This is a genomic window from Streptomyces sp. NPDC086787 (assembly GCF_044745865.1).
GTDB lineage: Bacteria > Actinomycetota > Actinomycetes > Streptomycetales > Streptomycetaceae > Streptomyces.
Window position 1 is genome coordinate 34,789 of the sequence record NZ_JBIVBC010000017.1, and the last position, 20,802, is coordinate 55,590.

Here is a 20,802-nt window from a genome sequence, read left to right on the forward strand (position 1 = left end):
CGCCACACGGCGCGCTCTGCGTTGGCGCCGGGCAAATGGGATCAAACGATCTACCACCATACGCACCCACCGGCCCCCAGCGCAAACTCGGCCCGGGAGACGCCCGTCACGTTCGCCCGTCACGTTCGTCGTCTCTCGCCGTCACGGTCTCCGTGCCTACACCGGCAGCCCCGCCTCCGGGGCCGGTTCCCGCTGCACCAGCTGCGGCCCGGTCTCCTCGTGCGCCGACGACGAGGGCTCGGCCGGTGGCGGGTCCGTCACGGGCGGCGGTGCGGACGTCACGGGCGGGTCCGGCACCGGCGGCGCCGAGGTCGGAGCCGGATCCTCCTGGGGCGGCGCCGGGTCCACCGGTTTCTGGCTGTTCCCCGGCCCGGCCGGGGCCGTGGCGGTGCTGCCCGCCCTGGACGGCTCGGCCGATGCCGACGCGGACCGGCTCGGTTTCTTCTTCCCGCCGTGACCGTGCTTGCCGTCACCCGGCTTCCCCCGGTGGCCGACACCGCCCTGCGAGCCCCCCGACCCGGCGTCGGGTGCCGCACCGCCATGCCGTCCCGTCGAATGCGTGGGGGTGGCCCGGCCGCCGTCCTCACCCACGTTCACACAGCCGGCGGCGGCCGCCACGGCCAGCATCGAGGCGGCCAGACGGACAGGTACGTACAAGGGGCGCACGGCAGCCACCTCCGGTGGAGGGTGAAGGAGTCGCCGTGCCCAACTCCCGTCCCCCGCACAAGGACACGCGCCCCAACGCTCACCCGTAGCCGAGTGCGTGCAGCCGTTCGTCATCGATCCCGAAATGGTGGGCGATTTCGTGCACCACGGTCACCTCGGTCTCCGCGACCACGTCCTCCCGCGTCTCGCACATCCGCAGCGTCGGCCCCCGGTAGATCGTGATCCGGTCCGGCAGCACACCCGCGTACCACTCGCCGCGGTCCGTCAGCGGCGTCCCCTCGTAGAGGCCGAGCAGTTCGGGATCCTCGGCGGACGGCTCGTCCTCGACGAACACCGCCACGTTGTCCATCAGCCGCGTCAGCTCCGGCGGGATCCGGTCCAACGCCTCGGCCACCAGCTCCTCGAACGCCTCGCGCGTCATCTCCAGCACAGACCCATTGTCCGGCACCGGACCGCCGTACGGCCTCCGTGCGACACCGGCCACGTCGAGCCCCGCCGCCCGCCGCACACGCGCCCCGCATACGCGCCCCCGCGGCCGGGCATACGGCACCAATGGTCCGCGCCCTCACCGCCTCCCGACCGCACCCCTGGACCCGCGCTCTCGGCATGGCCGGCATCGTCCTCGTCGGCGCCTGGCTCGGCCTGCTCGTCGTGGGCGACGTACGCACCCAGATCGGGCCGATGAACACCACCATGGCCCTGCGCCCCTCCCTCAGCGGCGGCACGAAGATCAACGTCTCGCCGCTGGGCGCGCTCACCCTCGACAGTCATGTCGCACCCGCCCGCCTCGACGTCAACGTCGACCAACTCGACCCCGTCCGCGCCCAGGCCCTGGTCGACCACCCCGAACGCCTCGCCGGTCTTCAGGACGAGGTCGCCCGGGACATCCAGAACGGCACGCTCGACCTCGCCGTCCGCTCCTGCGTCGCCGTGGTCACCGGCGCCACCGCCCTCGGCCTCGCCGTCTACCGCCGCCCCCGCCCCGCCCTCGCCGCCGGCGGCCTCGCCCTCACCCTGCTGGCCGCCTCCGGGGCGAGCGCGTACGCCACCTGGAACCCGAAGTCCGTCCTGGAACCGAAGTACTCGGGCCTGCTGTCCTCCGCACCCGCCCTGGTCGGCAACGCGCGCAGCATCGTCACGGAATTCGACGTCTACCAGAAGGAGTTGGCGCGTCTGGTGACCAACGTGACCCGGCTGTACGACGTCACGTCCACGCTCCCCGCCTACCGGCCCGACCCGACCACCATCCGGGTCCTGCACGTCTCCGACATCCACCTCAACCCGGCGAGCTGGAAGATCATCACCTCGCTGGTGACCGAGTACAGGGTGAACGTGATCGTCGACTCCGGCGACACCATGGACCACGGCACCGCGGCGGAGAACGGCTTCCTCGACCCGGTCGCGGACCTCGGCGTGCCGTACGTCTGGGTGCGCGGCAACCACGACTCGGCGCTGACCCAGCGCTACCTGGGGCGCATGAAGAACGTGCGCGTACTGGACGACGGCCGGGCCCGGACCGTCGCGGGCCTGCGGTTCGCGGGCATCGGCGACCCCCAGTACACCCCCGACCGCTCCGCCCGGCCCGGCGGCGACACGGCGGAACTCCCGGCCGGCCGACGGCTGGCGGCCGCGCTGCGCGACCAGCGGGCCGCGGGTACCCCCGTCGACGTGGCCGTGGCCCACGAACCCGCCGCCGCCCGCGAGACGGACGGCGAGGTGCCGCTCGTGCTGGCCGGGCACCTGCACCGTGAACAGACCGAGGTCATGAAGCACGGCACCCGGCTGCGCGTGGAAGGCTCCACCGGCGGCAGCGGGCTGCGCGCGGTGGAGGGCCGCTACCCCGACCCCGTCGAGGCGTCCATCCTGTACTTCGACCGGGACACCCGGCGCCTCCAGGCCTGGGACGAGATCAGGCTGGGCGGTCTGGGCCTCACGACCGCCGAGGTCAGCCGTCACCTGGCGGAGGAGAACAAGCCAGGCGCGACGCCGCCCCCGACGCCCTCTCGCACCCCACGGGGAGGACCGTCGCCCACCGGCTCGTAAACCGTTTTGGCGATCCTCCCCGCCATCCCATATGCTTCTCACGTCCCCGACGCGCTGAGAAGCGCCCAGGCGGGCCGATAGCCCTCATCGTCTAGCGGCCTAGGACGCCGCCCTTTCAAGGCGGTAGCACGGGTTCGAATCCCGTTGGGGGCACGCAAGATCGTGTGCGACACTGTCGTACACAAAGCCTGGTCCTGTGGAGCAGTTTGGAGTGCTCGCCACCCTGTCAAGGTGGAGGCCGCGGGTTCAAATCCCGTCAGGACCGCTAAGACCTTTCAACAGGTCTTGGCGGCTGGGTAGCTCAGTTGGTACGAGCGATCGCCTGAAAAGCGATAGGTCGCCGGTTCGACCCCGGCCCCAGCCACAGCCACGAAAAAGGCCCCGATCTCCGGATCGGGGCCTTTTTCGTGGCTGTGCACGTGGCTTGGCACGACTGTCGTCCGGCGCTACGTTCTGCCTGGTCGGTCACGAGTTCAGGGGGCGGGGGACGATGGGTCGGGACGAGTCGAGGGCCGTTCAGGACAGCGAACTGGAGAAGGACCGGGCGCGGTACGGGCTGCTCGCGGTGGTGGTCAGCAATCTGGCGATCGCGGGGGTCGCGATCTTCGGGGTGTGGCGGCTCGACGGTGACAGGTCGGTGATCGTCGGTGTGCTGACGGCCGCGTTCACGGCGGTCAGCGGAATGACCACGGCCTATCTCGGCATCAAGGCGGTGTCCAACACGGCCCGGGCGATAGCCCTCGGGGACGTGTCGCGCGGGCGTGAGCCGTCGGCGGCGCCGCCCGCACAGCGGGGGCAGTGACCCGGCCGGGGGCAAAAGCGTTCGCCACGGATTTCTCCGAGGTGAGATCCTGGACCGCGTATGTCTACGCATCCTGCCCCCGCCCTCGGCGCCCTCGCCTCCCGTCTGACCGAATTGTCGCTGCGCGATGCGCAGCGGCTCGGGCGCAGGCTGGAGGGTGCGCGCAAGATCCGTAAGCCCGAGGCCCGTGCCGCCGTTCTCGCCGAGATCGAGACCGAGGTCGGCCGGGCCGAGGCACGGATGGGCGAGCGGCGTGCCCTGGTGCCGGCGGTCGGCTATCCCGAGCAGCTGCCGGTCAGCCAGAAGAAGGACGAGATCGCGGCGGCCATCCGCGATCACCAGGTCGTCATCGTCGCCGGTGAGACCGGCTCCGGCAAGACCACCCAGATCCCGAAGATCTGTCTGGAGCTGGGGCGCGGTGTCCGGGGCATGATCGGGCACACCCAGCCGCGCCGTATCGCGGCCCGGACCGTCGCCGAGCGGGTGGCCGAGGAGCTGGACACCCCGCTGGGCGAGGCGGTCGGCTGGAAGGTGCGGTTCACGGACCAGGTCAACCCGGACGCCACCTTCATCAAACTGATGACGGACGGCATTCTGCTCGCGGAGGTCCAGACCGACCGCGAGCTGCGCGCCTACGACACGATCATCATCGACGAGGCCCACGAGCGGTCCCTGAACATCGACTTCCTGCTCGGCTATCTGGCCCAGCTGCTGCCGAAGCGCCCGGATCTGAAGGTCGTCATCACCTCGGCGACCATCGATCCCGAGCGGTTCTCCCGGCACTTCGGCGACGCGCCGATCGTGGAGGTCAGCGGACGGACGTATCCGGTGGAGGTGCGGTACCGGCCGCTCCTGGAGGAGGACTCCGAGGACGCCGACCGGGACCAGATCACCGCGATCACCGACGCCGTCGAGGAGCTGATGGCGGAGGGCAAGGGCGACATCCTCGTCTTCCTCTCCGGTGAGCGGGAGATCCGGGACACGGCCGACGCCCTGGAGAAGAAGCGCTACCGGTTCACCGAGGTGCTGCCGTTGTACGCGCGGCTCTCGCACGCCGAGCAGCACCGGGTCTTCCAGCAGCACACCGGCCGCCGGATCGTGCTCGCCACCAACGTCGCCGAGACCTCGCTGACCGTCCCGGGCATCAAGTACGTCATCGACCCGGGTTTCGCCCGCATCTCCCGCTACAGCCACCGGACCAAGGTGCAGCGGCTGCCCATCGAGGCGGTCTCCCAGGCCAGCGCCAACCAGCGCAAGGGCCGCTGTGGCCGTACGTCGGACGGTATCTGCGTACGGCTGTACAGCGAGGAGGACTTCAACGCGCGGCCCGAGTTCACGGACGCGGAGATCCTCCGTACGAATCTGGCGTCCGTCATCCTCCAGATGACGGCGGCCGGGCTCGGGGACATCGAGAAGTTCCCGTTCATCGACCCGCCGGACCACCGCAACATCCGTGACGGTGTGCAGCTGTTGCAGGAGCTGGGGGCTCTGGACCCGGCGCAGAAGGACGCCCGCAAGCGGCTCACGGACACCGGGCGCAAACTCGCCCAGCTGCCCGTCGACCCCCGGCTGGCCCGGATGGTGCTGGAGGCCGACAGGAACGACTGTGTCCGCGAGGTCATGGTCATCGCCGCCGCCCTGTCCATCCAGGACCCGCGCGAACGCCCGGCCGACAAGCAGGCGCAGGCCGATCAGCAGCACGCCCGGTTCAAGGACGAGACGAGTGACTTCCTCGCCTATCTGAACCTGTGGCGTTACATCCGCGAACAGCAGAAGGAGCGGGGCTCGTCCGCGTTCCGGCGCATGTGCAAGCAGGAGTACCTGAACTTCCTGCGCATCCGCGAATGGCAGGACATCTACAGCCAGCTGCGCACGGTCGCGAAGCAGATGGGCATCCACCTGAGCGAGCAGGACGCGCCCGACGAGCGCGTCCATGTGTCCCTGCTGGCCGGTCTGCTGTCGCACATCGGCATGAAGGACGTGAAGAACGCCGCGGGGGACGGCGGCAAGAGCACCGCCAGGAACGAGTACCTGGGCGCGCGGAACGCCAAGTTCGCGATCTTCCCGGGCTCGGCGCTCTTCAAGAAGGCGCCGCGTTTCCTGATGTCGGCGGAGCTGGTGGAGACGTCGCGGCTGTGGGCGCGGGTCAACGCGAAGATCGAGCCGGAGTGGATCGAGCCGCTCGCCGGGCACCTGCTGAAGCGGACGTACAGCGAACCGCACTGGGAGAAGGACCAGGCGGCGGTGATGGCGTACGAGAAGGTCACGCTGTACGGCGTGCCGATCGTCGCCCAGCGGAAGGTCAACTACGGCCGTATCGATCCGGAGGTCTCCCGCGAGCTTTTCGTCCGCAACGCCCTGGTCGAAGGCGACTGGCGCACGCATCACAAGTTCTTCGCCGACAACCGTCGGCTGCTGAGCGAGGTCGAGGAGCTGGAGCACCGTGCCCGGCGCCGGAACATCGTGGTGGACGACGAGACGCTGTTCGACTTCTACGACCAGCGGGTTCCGGAGCATGTGGTCTCCGGCGCGCACTTCGACTCCTGGTGGAAGCGGAAGCGGCAGGAGCAGCCGGAGTTCCTGGACTTCGAGCGGGAGATGCTCATCCGGGAGTCGGCGGAGGCGGTCACGAAGTCGGACTATCCCGACTCGTGGCGTCAGGGGCAGCTCAAGTTCCGGGTGACGTACCAGTTCGAGCCCGGGGCGGACGCGGACGGTGTGACCGTCCACATTCCGCTCCAGGTCCTCAACCAGGTGACGGACGAGGGCTTCGACTGGCAGATCCCGGGGCTTCGGGAGGAGTTGGTGACGGAGCTGATCCGGTCCCTGCCGAAGCCGATCCGCCGTCACTACGTGCCCGCTCCGAACTACGCGAAGGCGTTCCTGGAGAAGGCGGGCTCCGCGCGTGAGGAGCCGCTCACGGCGGTCATGGCGCGTGAGCTGAAGCGCATGGTGGGGGTGCCGTTCACGGCCGAGGACTTCGACCTGGCGAGGATTCCCGACCATCTGCGGGTCACGTTCCGAATCGTGGACGAGCGGCGGCGCAAGCTGGCCGAGGACAAGGACCTGGAGGCGCTGAAGCTGCGGCTGAAGCCGAAGGCGCGCCAGGCGCTCTCGCAGGCCGCGGCGGCGACGGCCGAGCGGCGGGGCGGGGAGTCGCTGGAGCGGGCCGGGCTGACGGACTGGAGCATCGGAACCCTCACACAGGTCTTCGAGACCCGGCGGGCGGGGCAGCCGGTGAAGGCGTATCCGGCGCTGGTCGACGACGGGGACACGGTCTCGGTGCGGCTGTTCGACACGGAGGCCGAGCAGGCCGAGGCGATGTGGAAGGGCACCCGGCGGCTGATCCTGCGGAACATTCCGGTGAATCCGGCGAAGTTCGCGAGCGAGCATCTGTCGAACGCGCAGAAACTGGCGCTGTCCGCCAATCCGCACGGTTCGATACAGGCACTGTTCGACGACTGCGCGATGGCGGCGGCGGACAAGCTGATCAGGGAGTTCGGGGGGCCGGTGTGGGACGAGGAGTCGTTCCGGAAGCTGTACGAGAGGGTGCGTGCGGAGATCGTCGACACGACGGTCCGTACGGTCGCCCAGGTGCAGCAGGTACTGGCTGCCTGGCAGGCCTGTGAGCGTCGCCTGAAGACGGTACGGAGCCCCGTGCTGCTGGCGAATCTGACGGACGTTCGGACGCAGCTGGATGACCTCGTGAAGCCCGGCTTCGTGACGTGGGCGGGGGTGGGTCGGCTGGGAGACCTGATGCGTTATCTGGTCGCCGTGGACCGGCGCCTGCAGCAGATGCCGACGGGGGTCCAGCGGGACACCACGCGCATGGAGAAGGTCCACGAGATGCGCGACGAGTACGCCTGGCTGCTGGAGCAGTTGCCGCAGGGGCGGCCGGTGCCGGCCGCGGTGCTGGACATCCGGTGGATGATCGAGGAACTGCGGGTCAGCTACTTCGCCCACGCGCTCGGCACGGCGTACCCGGTGTCGGACAAGCGGATCGTCAAGGCGATCGACGCGGCCGTCCCGTAGGCCCCCGGCCCGTAGTCGAGCGTGCGCGCAGAGTGAGTTCGACCGTGGGCCCACCCTCCTGTACAGTCTCTTTTCGCAGCGCAACGCCGAAAGGAAAGCGCCGCGAAACCTGGTCCTGTGGAGCAGTTTGGAGTGCTCGCCACCCTGTCAAGGTGGAGGCCGCGGGTTCAAATCCCGTCAGGACCGCATATTGAGTGGGGCCCGCATCCGATCAAGGTGCGGGCCTCAGTCGTTTCCCGAACCACACCCGAACGCCGCGCCCGCGGCGGAGCCGCAATCGGGCACAGCAAATCCCGTCAGGACCGCATGTTGAGTGGGGCCCGCATCCGATCAGGGTGCGGGCCTCGGTCGTTTCCACCGCACAGTGGCTGAGGCCCGCATCCGATCAGGGTGCGGGCCTCGGTCGTTTCCGTCGCCGTCCGGCCGGCTCCCCCGCGCGGCAGCCCCGCCGGGCCTCCGCACTCTTGACGGCGTCACATTCCGTCGGTACCCAGAAGACAGGGCCCGTTCCCTTGTGCGGCCTTGGAGGTGGCGTATGGCGGCATCCGTCAGGCACGAGACGCGGGCGTTGCTCCGCGCACACCTGTCCGCCGCTTCCTCCTACGGGCATGCGACCCGGCACTGCCCGATCTGCCACCGCCTGCTGCGGCTGGCGATGGCTTCGGGGCCGGGCGGGGCGGAGGTTCCGGAGGGCGCCGTGGAGGACGAGAGCGTGCCGGGCGCGTGATGCGCGATCCCGGTGTCAACAGCCTTGCCGTCGAGGACGGCTGGAACAGGCGGCTCCACTATCGCACGCGAGGCATTGTCAACAAGCCGCTTGGTATGTGACGGGTGTCACCGCATAGGTTTTCAGGACTGCGGAACTTACCCCTGCCTTACAAGACGTCAATTTAATATGTGCAATTGCACCACCCCCCGGGACACCACCCCTCAGACTCCGACAAGCCCACCCACAAGCCCACTCGGCAGCCCCCATCCCCAGCCCCACTCACGGGACTTCCGCTCACCGGGGTCACGGCGCACAAAAAAAGATCGCGCTGGACCCGGCGGAGTCCAGCGCGATCCACGACTGACGGGGCCCGTTGGGGCAGGTCCCGTGTCGCTTGGAGCTTAGGGTTCCGGGCATCTCGGCGGGCTGGGGGACCAGCCGTTCTGCCCGGCTATGGAGTTGTTCAGGCCTCGCTGCGCTGCTGCGGAATACCCGCCAGCAGCGCACGGACCTCCGCCTCGCGGTAGCGGCGGTGGCCGCCGAGCGTGCGGATCGACGTGAGCTTGCCGGCCTTCGCCCACCGCGTGACGGTCTTGGGGTCGACGCGGAACATCGTGGCGACCTCGGCGGGGGTCAGCAGCGGCTCGGCATCAGGGGTGCGAGCGGTCATGAGCGGCCTCCTCGGGAGAACCGAACCTTCTCGGTTCTTTCCTCTAAATTCTGCACCTTGACCCGCGTTGCCCGAAATGGCGGACGCGAGTCGAGTCGGTTATAGGACGAACGGCTTGTCCTCGGCACTACAACTACACCATCTGTCCAGCCGCGTCGGCCAAACCGATGGAATTGCCCCTCCAGGTGTTCATCAGCGACGGAAGCCGATGGACCATGCCATAGCGGACAGTCACGCCACTGTGACGATCAGTCACACTGGCATGCAGGAGGCACCAGACCCCCCAAAGCGTGCAATGCAGGGATTCCACCCAGAGCGGAGCATAGTTGGGCGGAAGGAGTCTTCCCCGGACTCCTTGTCCTATTTTGGCACGAGGAGTGGCAAGGGACGCAAGAGCCGTGTAAGTGCGGTCCGTCACCCTTGACGTATAAGACCGGATCAGAGCCCCAACGTCCCGTCAGGTGTTCTAAGTGCCGTAAACCGTACGTGCTTCCGAGCCGTTCGGTTGCGTGAGGTGCGTCACTCACGTCCGCCGGTGGCCCGGCGCTAGTTCGCGGAGCGCCGGTCGCGCACCGTCCGCCACCGTTCCACCAGCCGCCCGTAGGCCTCCCCCGCGGCCGCCCCGTCCTCGCGGCGCAGGGCGTCCACGGCCTCGGTCACGTCGGCCGCCGAGTGGTCGCCCTCCAACTCGGCGGCGGGCACCAGGTGCACCAGGCCGCCGTAGTCCAGCTCGACCAGCGAGCGCGGGTGGAACTCCTCCAGCCACCGCCCGACCTCCACCAGGCCGTCGATCAGCGGCCCCTCCTCGATGGCGTCCCTGAGGGTGCGCAGCCCGCGCGCCACCCGCCGCCTGGCCTGCACCATCGGCGTGCGGTAGCGCAGCACGGGGGCCTCCTCGGCGGTCCCCTTCGTGTACTCCCGCTCCTCGTCCGAGACCAGCACGAACCAGTTCAGCGGCACCTGCCAGGTCGCGGTGCGGATCCAGGGGCGGGCGTCGGGGTTGCGGGCCAGCCAGCGCTCGTAGTCCTGGGCGGCCTGCCGGCGCACCACCTCGGGGAGCACCGCGTCCAGGACCGCGGGCGGGAACTCCCCGGACAGCTCGTCGAGGGCCTGCCAGCCGCGCAGCCGGGTGCGCCAGGGGCAGACACAGACCACCCCGTCGACGTCCAGCACGAAGGCGTCGCCGCTCTCGTGCACCGGGACCGCCACCGGCGGGGTGGGCAGCAGATCGGCAAGGGAGCGGCGCAATTCGTCCTGACAGGAGGGGCGCTCGGTGCGGAGGGCGTAGCGCGCCCAGTGTCCGCGCTCCGGCTCCGGGAAGGCGGCCAACGGCTCGTACACACGCAGGTACGCCGCGTAGGGGACGATCACGGAGGACACCTTGGGCACGCCTGCTCCCTCCCCACCGGAACCCGCGGGAAACACTGCCGATCGTGCCACGCGCACGCGTGCGCGTAAGCCGCGAGAGAGTGATCCTGAACACTGCCGGGATGGTGGGCGGGCACAGGCTCTACGCTCATGCCACAGCACCCGCCACCCGCACGGGAGCTGGTCTCTCGACCGTCGCTACTTACCTGGGAGTCACCACAGTGACCGACGTAATTGGCGCACCTGCTGATGTACTGCACACCCTGTTCCGGTCGGAGCAGGGGGGTCATGAGCAAGTAGTGCTCTGTCAGGACCGCGCCAGCGGACTCAAGGCCGTCATCGCCATCCACTCCACCGCCCTGGGCCCCGCGCTCGGCGGTACGCGTTTCTACCCGTACGCGACCGAGGCGGAGGCCGTCGCCGACGCCCTCAACCTCGCGCGCGGAATGTCGTACAAGAACGCCATGGCCGGTCTCGGCCACGGCGGCGGCAAGGCCGTCATCATCGGCGACCCCGAGCGGGACAAGACCGAGGAACTCCTGCTCGCCTACGGGCGCATGGTCGCCTCGCTCGGCGGGCGCTACGTCACCGCGTGCGACGTCGGCACGTACGTCGCCGACATGGACGTGGTGGCCCGTGAGTGCCGCTGGACCACCGGACGCTCCCCGGAGAACGGCGGCGCGGGCGACTCCTCCGTCCTCACCGCCTTCGGCGTCTACCAGGGCATGCGCGCCAGCGCGCAGCACCTGTGGGGCGACCCCTCGCTGCGCGGCCGCAGGGTCGGCATCGCGGGCGTCGGCAAGGTCGGCCACCACCTCGTGCGGCACCTGCGGGACGAGGGCGCGGAGGTCGTGATCACGGACGTGCGCGCGGACGCCGTGCGGCGGGTCCTCGGCCAGTACACGCAGGGTGTGACGGCGGTCGCCGACACCGAGGCCCTGATCCGGGTCGAGGGGCTCGACATCTACGCGCCGTGTGCGCTCGGCGGGGCCCTGAACGACGACTCCGTGCCGGTGCTCACCGCCGGCGTGGTGTGCGGCGCCGCCAACAACCAGCTGGCCCACCCGGGGGTGGAGAAGGACCTCGCCGACCGCGGGATCCTCTACGCGCCGGACTACGTGGTGAACGCCGGCGGTGTCATCCAGGTCGCCGACGAACTGCACGGGTTCGACTTCGACCGGTGCAAGGCCAAGGCGGCGAAGATCTTCGACACCACGCTTTCGATCTTCGCACGCGCGAAGGAGGACGGGATTCCGCCGGCCGCGGCCGCCGACCGCATCGCCGAGCAGCTGATGTACGAGGCCGCCGCCGCGCGCGGGCGCTGACCTTCCGCGCGCGGCTCTTCCGGTACCCGTCGGCGGGCGGTTCGAGAGAACTCTCACGTTCGTCGGCGGGTCGGACGCCAATAAGTGGTTAAAATCGCGGTTGACCAGCGAGGACAGGGCGCCTCGCGGGTTGTGTGCCGAGGCACGTGCTGCGGGCGACGTACCGTATGGGCGCGGGCTCAGGTACCGTGGAAGCCCTACGGACCGGTCTCTCCCTGGAGAGCCCGTTCCAGATCATGAACGCGTGTCAAGACTCTGGGGCCGTCGAGCCCCGTCACCGAGGGGGTCGAGCCATGGGGCGCGGCCGGGCCAAGGCCAAGCAGACGAAGGTCGCCCGCCAGCTGAAGTACAACAGCGGCGGGACTGACCTGTCGCGTCTGGCCAACGAGCTGGGCGCTTCGACTTCGAACCAGCCGCCGAACGGCGAGCCGTTCGAGGACGACGACGACGAAGACGACCCGTACGCCCAGTACGCGGATTTGTACAACGACGATGAGGACGACGAGGACGGCGAGTCCGGTCCCGCGTCGCAACGTCGCGGTGCTTGACGCGGCACACTTCGCGGTTCGGTGACGGTGATCAAAGCTCCGTAACCTCTGCACTCACCCGGTCCGGGCCTTCAGCTCGGACCGGGTTTCGTGCTGCCTGCGCAGGCAGAAGACGCCGCCGTTTCCGGGGCTGCCTGCCCCAGGAAGGACAGGGGCAGGCCCGGGACGGTCGGTTGTGATCGCCGACCAGTCGGGTGTGGTCGCCGACCGGTCAGGCGTAGTCGCCGACCAGCTCGGCGCCGGTCGTGTGATCGCCCCGCTCGGTGATCTCGCCCGCGACCCACGCGTCGACCCCGCGGTCGGCCAGCGTGGCGAGGGCCACGTCCACCGACTCGCCCGGCACGACGGCGATCATGCCGACGCCCATGTTGAGGGTCTTCTCCAGCTCCAGGCGCTCGACGTCACCGGTCCTGCCGACAAGGTCGAAGATCGCGCCCGGGGTCCAGGTGGACCGGTCGACGACCGCGTGCAGCCCGTCCGGGACGACCCGGGCCAGGTTGGCGGCGAGCCCGCCCCCGGTGACATGGCTGAAGGCGTGCACCTCGGCGGTGCGCATGAGGGCCAGGCAGTCCAGCGAGTAGATCTTGGTCGGCTCCAGGAGCTCCTCGCCCAGGGTGCGGCCGAGTTCCTCCACGCGCGCGTCCAGCGACATGCCCGCCCGGTTCAGCAGGACATGCCGAACCAGGGAGTACCCGTTCGAGTGAAGCCCGGAGGACGCCATGGCGATCACCGCGTCACCCGTACGGATACGATCCGCGCCGAGCAGCCGGTCGGCCTCCACGACGCCCGTACCCGCGCCGGCGACGTCGAAGTCGTCCGCGCCCAGCAGACCCGGGTGCTCGGCCGTCTCGCCGCCCACCAGGGCGCAGCCGGCCAGCACACAGCCTTCGGCGATGCCCTTGACGATGGCGGCGACCCGCTCGGGGTGGACCTTGCCGACGCAGATGTAGTCGGTCATGAACAGCGGCTCGGCGCCGCACACCACGATGTCGTCCATGACCATGGCGACCAGGTCGTGGCCGATCGTGTCGTACACGCCCAGCTGCCGGGCGATGTCGACCTTGGTGCCGACACCGTCCGTGGCGGAGGCGAGCAGCGGGCGCTCGTACCGCTTGAGGGCGGAGGCGTCGAAGAGACCGGCGAATCCGCCGAGGCCGCCGAGGACCTCGGGACGCCGGGTCTTCTTCACCCACTCCTTCATCAGCTCAACCGCGCGGTCGCCCGCCTCGATGTCGACGCCCGCGCCCGCGTAGCTGGCACCCGTGGTCTCAGTCATGGGATGTGAGAACTTTCGTGTCGTACTACAGGTATTACGGGCGACGGATGGCGTCGGCCGCAGCCGTGGCGGCGGGACCCGCGGCCAGTTCGGTCTCCAGAAGCTGCTTGCCGAGCAGTTCGGGGTCCGGGAGTTCCATCGGGTACTCGCCGTCGAAGCAGGCACGGCACAGGTTCGGCTTGGCGATGGCAGTCGCCTCGATCATGCCGTCGATGGAGATGTAGGCCAGCGAGTCGGCGCCGAGCGAGGTGCCGATCTCCTCGATGCTCATGCCGTTGGCGATCAGTTCGGCACGGGTGGCGAAGTCGATGCCGAAGAAGCACGGCCACTTCACGGGCGGCGAGGAGATCCGGATGTGGACCTCGGCCGCGCCCGCCTCGCGGAGCATGCGCACCAGCGCGCGCTGGGTGTTGCCGCGCACGATCGAGTCGTCCACGACGACCAGGCGCTTGCCCTTGATGACTTCCTTGAGCGGGTTCAGCTTCAGCCTGATGCCGAGCTGACGGATGGTCTGTGAGGGCTGGATGAAGGTCCGGCCGACATACGCGTTCTTGACCAGTCCGGCGCCGAACGGGATGCCCGAGGCCTCGGCGTAGCCGATGGCGGCCGGAGTGCCCGATTCCGGGGTCGCTATCACCAGGTCGGCCTCGACGGGGGCCTCCTTGGCGAGGCGGCGGCCCATCTCGACACGGGAGAGGTGGACGTTGCGCCCGGCGATGTCGGTGTCGGGGCGGGCCAGGTACACGTACTCGAAGACACAGCCCTTGGGCTTCGCTTCCGCGAACCGTGAAGTACGCAGGCCGTTCTCGTCGACGGCGACGAACTCGCCCGGCTCGATCTCGCGGACGAAACTGGCACCGCAGATGTCGAGGGCGGCGCTCTCGGAGGCGACCACCCAGCCGCGCTCCAGCCGGCCGAGGACCAGCGGGCGGATGCCCTGCGGGTCGCGGGCCGCGTAGAGGGTGTGCTCGTCCATGAAGACGAGCGAGAAGGCGCCCTTGACCTGCGGGAGGATCGCGTGCGCGGCCTCCTCGATGGTCAGCGGCTTGCCGTCCTCGTCGACCTGGGCCGCGAGCAGCGCGGTGAGCAGGTCGGTGTCGTTGGTGGCGGCGACCCGGGTGGACCGGCCGTTGGTGTCCTTGGGGAGGTCGGCGACCATCTCGGCGAGTCGCGCCGTGTTGACCAGGTTGCCGTTGTGACCCAGCGCGATGGAACCGTGCGCGGTGGCCCGGAACGTCGGCTGGGCGTTCTCCCACACGGAGGCGCCGGTGGTCGAGTAGCGGGCGTGACCGACCGCGATATGACCCTGGAGCGAACCGAGCGAGGTTTCGTCGAAGACCTGGGAGACAAGGCCCATGTCCTTGAAGACGAGGATCTGGGAGCCGTTGCTGACCGCGATTCCCGCGGATTCCTGGCCCCGGTGCTGGAGGGCGTAGAGCCCGAAGTACGTGAGCTTTGCGACCTCTTCGCCCGGAGCCCAGACACCGAAGACGCCACAAGCGTCCTGGGGGCCTTTCTCACCGGGGAGCAGATCGTGATTGAGTCGACCGTCACCACGTGGCACGGCACCGAGTGTAGGCGAGATCGACCACTGGTCCGAATTGGCCAATGGTCCAAAACCGTGCGGTCCGCTGTGCTCACATCTTCGCCTCGGCTGTCACGGTCTCACCGTTTTGGCTGGTCAGCGTGAGGGTGCGTTGATCGATGCGATAGCTGACGGTGCCGCCGAAGAAGCGCAGCAGGCTCTTTTCGGTGTGCATGAGTGAGGCGTCGCACATCATTCGGGTCGTGAGAGCGGAGCCCAGGGTAATACGGGCGTCGCGCACCGTGGCCCGCGCGGACACATGGTTGCAGCCGAGACGGCCGACGACCTTGCCGGTCCTCCGGTCGAAGGTGAGATGCGCGTCGGCGTTCGCCGGTGGCGCGGTGGCGGTGCCGTGGGCGCCGAGTGCCGTGACGGTCCAGCGGGTGCCGCGGAGCGGGACGTCACCGTCCGCCGTGACACCGCCGGCGCTGCGGTGGACGCCGGGCGGGGCTCCGGCGGATCCGCCGTCCGCGGGTTCGGTGCCGCAGGCCGTCGCGAGGGGGACGAGCGCGACGGCGGCGGCGACGGTCAGTCGCTGAATGTGCCTGTGCTGCCTGTCCATGCGGGTTGGACGGAACGGCAGGCACGACCGGTTCCCCCCTTCCCGCTGATTCCCCCTGATTCCCGCTACGGCATCAGCGGCAGCAGGTCCCCGAGGTCCGCCCGTTCCCCGCTCGCGCCGACCTTCGCCGCCGCGAGCGCCTCCGTCCAGTCAAGCCGTCCGGTGGCGAGCCGGAGCCAGGTGAGCGGGTCGGTCTCGACCACGTTCGGCGGGGTGCCCCGGGTGTGCCGGGGCCCTTCGACGCACTGCACGACGGCGTACGGCGGGATCCGCACCTCGGTGGCTCCACCGGGGGCCTTGGCGGCGAGCGCGTCGGCGAGGATGCGGGTGGCGGCGGCGAGGGCCTGACGGTCGTACGGCACCTCGATGCCCGGCAGGGCGGCGTTCAGGTCGTCGGTGTGGACGACGAGTACGACGGCCCGGGTGACCAGGTAGTCGTCCAGCGGCAGGGCGCCCGCGTCGGTCGCCAGGAGCCGGGTGCCGGGGTGCTCTTCGAGGAGCAGACGGAGGCCGCGGTCGACGTCGGTGAGGTAGGCGTCGAGGTCCTGGTGTTCCGGTGCGAGCCCGGCGGTGAGGTCCGCGGCGGCCGGGGAGACGGCGGCGGTCGCGAGGGGCCAGTCCACGAGCAGGGTGTCCTGTTTCGCGGGCCGCGGCAGGTCGAGGGCACGGTGCACGGCGGTGACCGTTGTTCCGATGTGCGTGACGAGGTCCCCCACGGTCCACTCGCCGAGCCGGGTGGGAAGGGCGAGTTGCCCGGGCTCGAGGGCGCGGACGGCCTCCCGCACGTTGCCGAGCTGGGCGAGCACCGCCCGGCGGGTCTTTACGGGGTCGTAGGTGCGGGCGCGCTTCCTGGCCGTGGGCATGACGGAGACCCTATGCGTTCGAGCCCCGCCCGTCGGAACGGGCGGGGCCTTCACGTCGTACAAGCACGTCGTACGCGCTCGTCGGAGCACGCCGTACGAGCGCCTACGCGAGCAGCGCCGGGATGGTCCCCTCGTGCGCCTCGCGCAGCTCCGCCAGCGGGAGCGTGAACTCGCCCTGGACGTCCACCGCGTCGCCGTCCACGACACCGATGCGGGTGACCGGGAGGCCCCGGGCTCCGCACATGTCGTTGAAGCGGAGTTCCTCCGAGCGCGGCACGGCGACGACCGCGCGTCCCGCCGACTCGGAGAACAGGAAGGTGAACGCGTCGAGCCCGTCCGGTACGACCAGACGCGCGCCCTTGCCGCCGAGCAGCGCCGATTCCACGACCGCCTGGACGAGACCGCCGTCGGACAGGTCGTGCGCGGAGTCGATCATGCCGTCGCGGGAGGCGGAGATCAGGATCTCGCCGAGCAGCCGCTCGCGCTCCAGGTCGACCTTGGGGGGCAGTCCGCCGAGATGGTCGTGAACGACCTGCGACCAGGCCGAGCCGCTGAACTCCGCACGCGTGTCGCCGAGGAGGTAGAGCAGCTGGCCCTCCTCCTGGAAGGCGACCGGCGTGCGGCGCGCGACGTCGTCGATGACACCGAGCACGGCCACCACCGGAGTCGGGTGGATGGCCACCTCGCCGGTCTGGTTGTAGAGCGAGACGTTGCCGCCGGTCACGGGGGTGCCGAGCTGCTGGCAGGCGTCCGCGAGACCGCGCACGGCCTCCGCGAACTGCCACATCACCGCCGGGTCCTCGGGCGAGCCGAAGTTCAGGCAGTCGGAGACGGCGAGGGGCTTGGCGCCGGTCGTCGCCACGTTGCGGTAGGCCTCGGCGAGTGCCAGCTGAGCGCCCGCGTAGGGGTCCAGCTTGGCGAAGCGGCCGTTGCCGTCCGTGGCGATGGCCACGCCGAGGCCGGTCTCCTCGTCGATCCGGATCATGCCGGAGTCCTCGGGCTGGGCGAGGACGGTGTTGCCCTGCACGAAGTGGTCGTACTGCGAGGTGATCCACTTCTTCGACGCCTGGTTGGGCGACGCGACCAGCTTCAGGACCTGGTCCCTCAGCTCCTCGGAGGTCGCCGGGCGCGGCAGCCTGCCGGCGTCGTCGGCCTGGAGGGCGTCCTGCCAGTGCGGGCGGGCGTACGGGCGCTCGTACACTGGGCCGTCGTGGGCCACCGTGCGCGGGTCGACGTCCACGATCTTCCCGCCGTGCCAGAAGATCTCCAGTCGGTCGCCGTCGGTCACCTCACCGATCACCGTGGCGATGACGTCCCACTTGGCGCAGATCTCCAGGAAGCGCTCGACCTTCTCCGGCTCCACGACCGCGCACATGCGCTCCTGCGACTCGCTCATGAGGATCTCCTCGGGCGAGAGCGTGGAGTCGCGCAGCGGTACGTCGTCCAGGGTGACGCGCATACCGCCGGAGCCGTTGGAGGCCAGCTCGGAGGTGGCGCAGGACAGACCCGCCGCGCCGAGGTCCTGGATGCCGACGACCAGCTTCTCCCGGAACGCCTCCAGGGTGCACTCGATGAGGAGCTTCTCCTGGAAGGGGTCGCCGACCTGGACGGCCGGCCGCTTGGAGGGCTTGGCGTCGTCGAAGGTCTCGGACGCGAGGATCGAGGCGCCGCCGATGCCGTCGCCGCCGGTGCGGGCGCCGTACAGGACGACCAGGTTGCCCGCGCCGGACGCCTTGGCGAGGTGGATGTCCTCGTGCCGCATGACGCCGATGGCACCGGCGTTGACCAGCGGGTTGCCCTGGTAGCAGGCGTCGAAGACGACCTCGCCGCCGATGTTGGGCAGGCCCAGGCAGTTGCCGTAGCCGCCGATGCCCGCGACCACGCCGGGCAGCACCCGCTTGGTGTCGGGGTGGTCGGCCGCGCCGAAGCGCAGCGGGTCCACCACCGCCACCGGCCGGGCGCCCATCGCGATGATGTCGCGCACGATGCCGCCGACGCCGGTGGCCGCGCCCTGGTAGGGCTCGACGTAGGAGGGGTGGTTGTGCGACTCGACCTTGAAGGTGACCGCGTAGCCCTGGCCGACGTCCACCACGCCCGCGTTCTCGCCGATGCCGACGAGCAGGGCGTCGGACTGCGGGGCCTTCTCGCCGAACTGACGCAGATGGACCTTGGAGGACTTGTACGAGCAGTGCTCGGACCACATGACCGAGTACATGGCGAGTTCGGCGCCGGTCGGGCGGCGGCCGAGGATCTCCACGACCCGCTCGTACTCGTCCTTCTTCAGGCCGAGTTCGGCCCAGGGCAGCTCGACGTCGGGGGTCGCGGCCGCGTGTTCGACCGTGTCCAGAGGCGTCCGGCTCATGCGTTGACCAGCTTCTTGAGGATCGAGGTGAAGAACGGGAGGCCGTCGGTGCGGCCGGTGCCGATCAGCGGCTCGACGGCGTGCTCGGGGTGCGGCATGAGGCCGACGACGTTGCCCGCCTCGTTGGTGATGCCGGCGATGTCGCGCAGCGAGCCGTTCGGGTTGAAGTCCAGGTACCGGAAGACGACCCGGCCCTCGGCTTCGAGCTGGTCGAGCGTGTACTCGTCGGCGACGTACCGGCCGTCCATGTTCTTCAGCGGGATGTGGATCTCCTGGCCCTGGCTGTAGTCGCCGGTCCAGGCGGTGCCCGCGTTCTCCACCCGCAGCTTCTGGTCGCGGCAGATGAAGTGGAGGTGGTTGTTGCCGAGCATCCCGCCCGGGAGGAGATGGGCCTCGGTGAGGATCTGGAAGCCGTTGCAGATGCCGAGAACCGGGAGCCCGGCCTTCGCCTGCTCGATGACGGTCTCCATCACCGGCGAGAAGCGGGAGATGGCACCGGCCCGCAGATAGTCGCCGTAGGAGAATCCGCCGGGCAGCACCACGGCGTCGACCTGCTTCAGGTCCTTGTCCTTGTGCCAGAGCGCGACCGGTTCGGCGCCCGCGAGCCGGATCGCCCGCTGTGTGTCGCGGTCGTCGAGACTCCCCGGGAAAGTGACGACGCCAATACGAGCGGTCACTTCGCGGCCTCCGCGACTTCCTCCACCTTGACGGTGAAGTCCTCGATCACGGTGTTGGCGAGGAAGGATTCCGCGAGGTCGTGGATGCGGGCGAGCGCGGCCTCGTCGACCGGACCGTCAACTTCCAGTTCGAATCGCTTTCCCTGACGTACGTCCGAGATCCCCTCGAAACCCAGCCGCGGCAGTGCGCGCTGCACCGCCTGGCCCTGGGGGTCGAGGATCTCCGGCTTGAGCATGACGTCGACTACGACGCGTGCCACTGGCACTCCCGGTGTGTGGTGCTGAGCAGGTTCCTTCAGACTACCCGTACAAAATTTCTACGCGGGTAGCGTTGTAGGAACCTACGTGATGGCCGTCACGATCAGGTGTCGAATCCGGTGCCGAACGGGTGCCTTCACCAAAAAATCTGGGAAAGTTCGGCGATCCACCCGCGGCAGCTATTGCGCCGGGACACGCGGACGGATTTAGTCGGGCTTCACTTTCCATTGGCGGGCACTGTACAAATGAATTGGCAATAGCCGATACTTTGCCCAATAATCAGGCGGACAGTCGACATCTCCATGACGTCAAGGCACGTCATACGACGGAGGTGTCGCACGAAGGGACCGATATTCGTGGCGCAGAAGGTCGTGGTCACTCTCTTTGACGACATCGACGGCTCGGAAGCGGCGGAAACGATCGCCTTCGGACTCGACGGCAAGTCGTACGAGATCGACCTGAACAAAGCGAACGCCAAGAAACTGCGCAAGGCCCTGGAGCCGTACGTCACGGCCGGCCGCAAGCGGGCGAGGTCGGGCAAGGCCTACCGCCAGACGGAGGTCGCACCCGACCCGGCGGCCGTCCGCGCCTGGGCCCAGGCGAACAAGATGGACGTACCGGCCCGGGGCCGCATCCCCAAGAAGGTGTACGAGGCGTTCAGCGCCGCCCAGTGAACCCCGGCGGCGCCCCCCTTCAGGGTCCGTCACCGGACCCTGAGGGCAACCGACTTGCGCTACCCCCCTGCTGATCAGCTAATGTCTGGAGCACGCCGAGGGGCGAGGCCGGAAGGCCGAGGCCCAAGGAGTCACGCGGGTGTAGTTCAGTAGTAGAACGTCCCCCTTCCAGGGGGAAGGCGCAGTGTGCAATTCCTGTCACCCGCTCTGGCATCGCCATCACGACCACTGCTGTGGTTGCGGTAGGCTGATGCCCGCACCGATCGGTGGGAGCCGGTCGGGGGCAGTGCGGACGTAGCTCAGTTGGTAGAGCGCAACCTTGCCAAGGTTGAGGTCGCGAGTTCGAGCCTCGTCGTCCGCTCCAGAGAAACCCCGGTCCCTG

The 20,802-nt window shown here is 69.4% G+C and carries 18 protein-coding genes and 6 tRNA genes; 13 read left to right on the forward strand and 11 right to left on the reverse strand.

Annotated features, from left to right (window positions below; translation table 11 throughout):
• Nucleotides 1–156: 156 nt before the first annotated feature.
• Nucleotides 157–666 carry a hypothetical protein gene (locus ACIPK3_RS29165; RefSeq protein WP_402574421.1) on the reverse strand — a complete coding sequence of 170 codons (510 nt, stop codon included), beginning with the start codon at nucleotides 664–666 and terminating at the stop codon, nucleotides 157–159.
• Between the two features lie 79 nt (nucleotides 667–745).
• Nucleotides 746–1,096, reverse strand: a complete 351-nt coding sequence (locus ACIPK3_RS29170; RefSeq protein WP_402574423.1) for a metallopeptidase family protein — start codon at nucleotides 1,094–1,096, stop codon at nucleotides 746–748.
• Between the two features lie 122 nt (nucleotides 1,097–1,218).
• Between ACIPK3_RS29170 and ACIPK3_RS29175 the strand changes: the two genes are divergently transcribed.
• The 8 genes from ACIPK3_RS29175 (at nucleotide 1,219) to ACIPK3_RS29210 (ending at nucleotide 8,270) form a co-directional block, all read left to right on the forward strand.
• Complete coding sequence (locus ACIPK3_RS29175) at nucleotides 1,219–2,709, forward strand: metallophosphoesterase (RefSeq protein ID WP_402574425.1); 1,491 nt, start codon at nucleotides 1,219–1,221, stop codon at nucleotides 2,707–2,709.
• A gap of 80 nt (nucleotides 2,710–2,789) precedes the next feature.
• Nucleotides 2,790–2,862 (forward strand) — tRNA-Glu (locus ACIPK3_RS29180).
• A 37-nt stretch (nucleotides 2,863–2,899) separates the two neighbouring features.
• Nucleotides 2,900–2,974: transfer RNA gene (locus ACIPK3_RS29185), tRNA-Asp, on the forward strand.
• 25 nt (nucleotides 2,975–2,999) lie between these two features.
• Nucleotides 3,000–3,073, forward strand: a tRNA-Phe gene (locus ACIPK3_RS29190).
• 126 nt (nucleotides 3,074–3,199) lie between these two features.
• Nucleotides 3,200–3,511 (forward strand): hypothetical protein, encoded by a 312-nt coding sequence (locus tag ACIPK3_RS29195; protein ID WP_402574427.1) that lies wholly within the window; start codon nucleotides 3,200–3,202, stop codon nucleotides 3,509–3,511.
• A 60-nt stretch (nucleotides 3,512–3,571) separates the two neighbouring features.
• Nucleotides 3,572–7,543 carry an ATP-dependent RNA helicase HrpA gene (gene hrpA, locus ACIPK3_RS29200; RefSeq protein WP_402574428.1) on the forward strand — a complete coding sequence of 1,324 codons (3,972 nt, stop codon included), beginning with the start codon at nucleotides 3,572–3,574 and terminating at the stop codon, nucleotides 7,541–7,543.
• A 111-nt stretch (nucleotides 7,544–7,654) separates the two neighbouring features.
• Nucleotides 7,655–7,729: transfer RNA gene (locus tag ACIPK3_RS29205), tRNA-Asp, on the forward strand.
• A 349-nt stretch (nucleotides 7,730–8,078) separates the two neighbouring features.
• Complete coding sequence (locus tag ACIPK3_RS29210) at nucleotides 8,079–8,270, forward strand: DUF6274 family protein (RefSeq protein ID WP_402574429.1); 192 nt, start codon at nucleotides 8,079–8,081, stop codon at nucleotides 8,268–8,270.
• A 445-nt stretch (nucleotides 8,271–8,715) separates the two neighbouring features.
• Here the strand turns inward: ACIPK3_RS29210 and bldC are convergent, their stop codons facing one another.
• Together bldC and ACIPK3_RS29220 are read right to left on the reverse strand one after the other, a co-directional pair.
• A complete protein-coding gene (gene bldC, locus ACIPK3_RS29215) occupies nucleotides 8,716–8,922 on the reverse strand; it encodes a developmental transcriptional regulator BldC (protein ID WP_003949541.1) in 207 nt (68 codons plus the stop codon).
• 546 nt (nucleotides 8,923–9,468) lie between these two features.
• Entirely contained in the window at nucleotides 9,469–10,311 is an 843-nt protein-coding gene (locus tag ACIPK3_RS29220) for a hypothetical protein (RefSeq protein ID WP_402574431.1), read from the reverse strand.
• Between the two features lie 200 nt (nucleotides 10,312–10,511).
• Between ACIPK3_RS29220 and ACIPK3_RS29225 the strand changes: the two genes are divergently transcribed.
• Together ACIPK3_RS29225 and ACIPK3_RS29230 are read left to right on the forward strand one after the other, a co-directional pair.
• Nucleotides 10,512–11,615 carry a Leu/Phe/Val dehydrogenase gene (locus tag ACIPK3_RS29225; RefSeq protein WP_402574433.1) on the forward strand — a complete coding sequence of 368 codons (1,104 nt, stop codon included), beginning with the start codon at nucleotides 10,512–10,514 and terminating at the stop codon, nucleotides 11,613–11,615.
• Nucleotides 11,616–11,908: 293 nt separating this feature from the next.
• The gene (locus tag ACIPK3_RS29230; RefSeq protein WP_402574435.1) at nucleotides 11,909–12,163 is read left to right on the forward strand and encodes a DUF3073 domain-containing protein; all 255 of its coding nucleotides are present in this window, start codon (nucleotides 11,909–11,911) and stop codon (nucleotides 12,161–12,163) included.
• Nucleotides 12,164–12,374: 211 nt separating this feature from the next.
• Here the strand turns inward: ACIPK3_RS29230 and purM are convergent, their stop codons facing one another.
• The 7 genes from purM to purS all read right to left on the reverse strand — a co-directional run bounded on the left by purM (nucleotide 12,375) and on the right by purS (nucleotide 19,748).
• On the reverse strand, nucleotides 12,375–13,439 hold the full coding sequence (purM, locus tag ACIPK3_RS29235; RefSeq protein WP_402574437.1) for a phosphoribosylformylglycinamidine cyclo-ligase: 1,065 nt from the start codon (nucleotides 13,437–13,439) through the stop codon (nucleotides 12,375–12,377).
• Nucleotides 13,440–13,473: 34 nt separating this feature from the next.
• Nucleotides 13,474–15,003, reverse strand: coding sequence for an amidophosphoribosyltransferase (purF, locus tag ACIPK3_RS29240; protein ID WP_402574439.1), 1,530 nt, complete (start codon nucleotides 15,001–15,003; stop codon nucleotides 13,474–13,476).
• A 73-nt stretch (nucleotides 15,004–15,076) separates the two neighbouring features.
• A complete protein-coding gene (locus ACIPK3_RS29245) occupies nucleotides 15,077–15,586 on the reverse strand; it encodes an META domain-containing protein (RefSeq protein WP_402574441.1) in 510 nt (169 codons plus the stop codon).
• Nucleotides 15,587–15,651: 65 nt separating this feature from the next.
• Complete coding sequence (locus ACIPK3_RS29250) at nucleotides 15,652–16,449, reverse strand: sterol carrier family protein (protein WP_402574443.1); 798 nt, start codon at nucleotides 16,447–16,449, stop codon at nucleotides 15,652–15,654.
• A gap of 103 nt (nucleotides 16,450–16,552) precedes the next feature.
• A complete protein-coding gene (gene purL / locus ACIPK3_RS29255) occupies nucleotides 16,553–18,811 on the reverse strand; it encodes a phosphoribosylformylglycinamidine synthase subunit PurL (protein ID WP_402574445.1) in 2,259 nt (752 codons plus the stop codon).
• Entirely contained in the window at nucleotides 18,808–19,488 is a 681-nt protein-coding gene (gene purQ / locus ACIPK3_RS29260) for a phosphoribosylformylglycinamidine synthase subunit PurQ (protein ID WP_402574447.1), read from the reverse strand. Before purQ ends, purL begins: the two co-directional genes overlap by 4 nt.
• The gene (gene purS, locus ACIPK3_RS29265) at nucleotides 19,485–19,748 is read right to left on the reverse strand and encodes a phosphoribosylformylglycinamidine synthase subunit PurS (protein ID WP_015659417.1); all 264 of its coding nucleotides are present in this window, start codon (nucleotides 19,746–19,748) and stop codon (nucleotides 19,485–19,487) included. Before purS ends, purQ begins: the two co-directional genes overlap by 4 nt.
• Before the next feature lie 354 nt (nucleotides 19,749–20,102).
• Between purS and ACIPK3_RS29270 the strand changes: the two genes are divergently transcribed.
• The 3 genes from ACIPK3_RS29270 (at nucleotide 20,103) to ACIPK3_RS29280 (ending at nucleotide 20,784) form a co-directional block, all read left to right on the forward strand.
• Nucleotides 20,103–20,420 (forward strand): Lsr2 family protein, encoded by a 318-nt coding sequence (locus tag ACIPK3_RS29270; RefSeq protein ID WP_402574449.1) that lies wholly within the window; start codon nucleotides 20,103–20,105, stop codon nucleotides 20,418–20,420.
• Nucleotides 20,421–20,555: 135 nt separating this feature from the next.
• A tRNA-Gly gene (locus ACIPK3_RS29275) sits at nucleotides 20,556–20,627 on the forward strand.
• An 81-nt stretch (nucleotides 20,628–20,708) separates the two neighbouring features.
• A tRNA-Gly gene (locus ACIPK3_RS29280) sits at nucleotides 20,709–20,784 on the forward strand.
• Nucleotides 20,785–20,802: the final 18 nt, after the last annotated feature.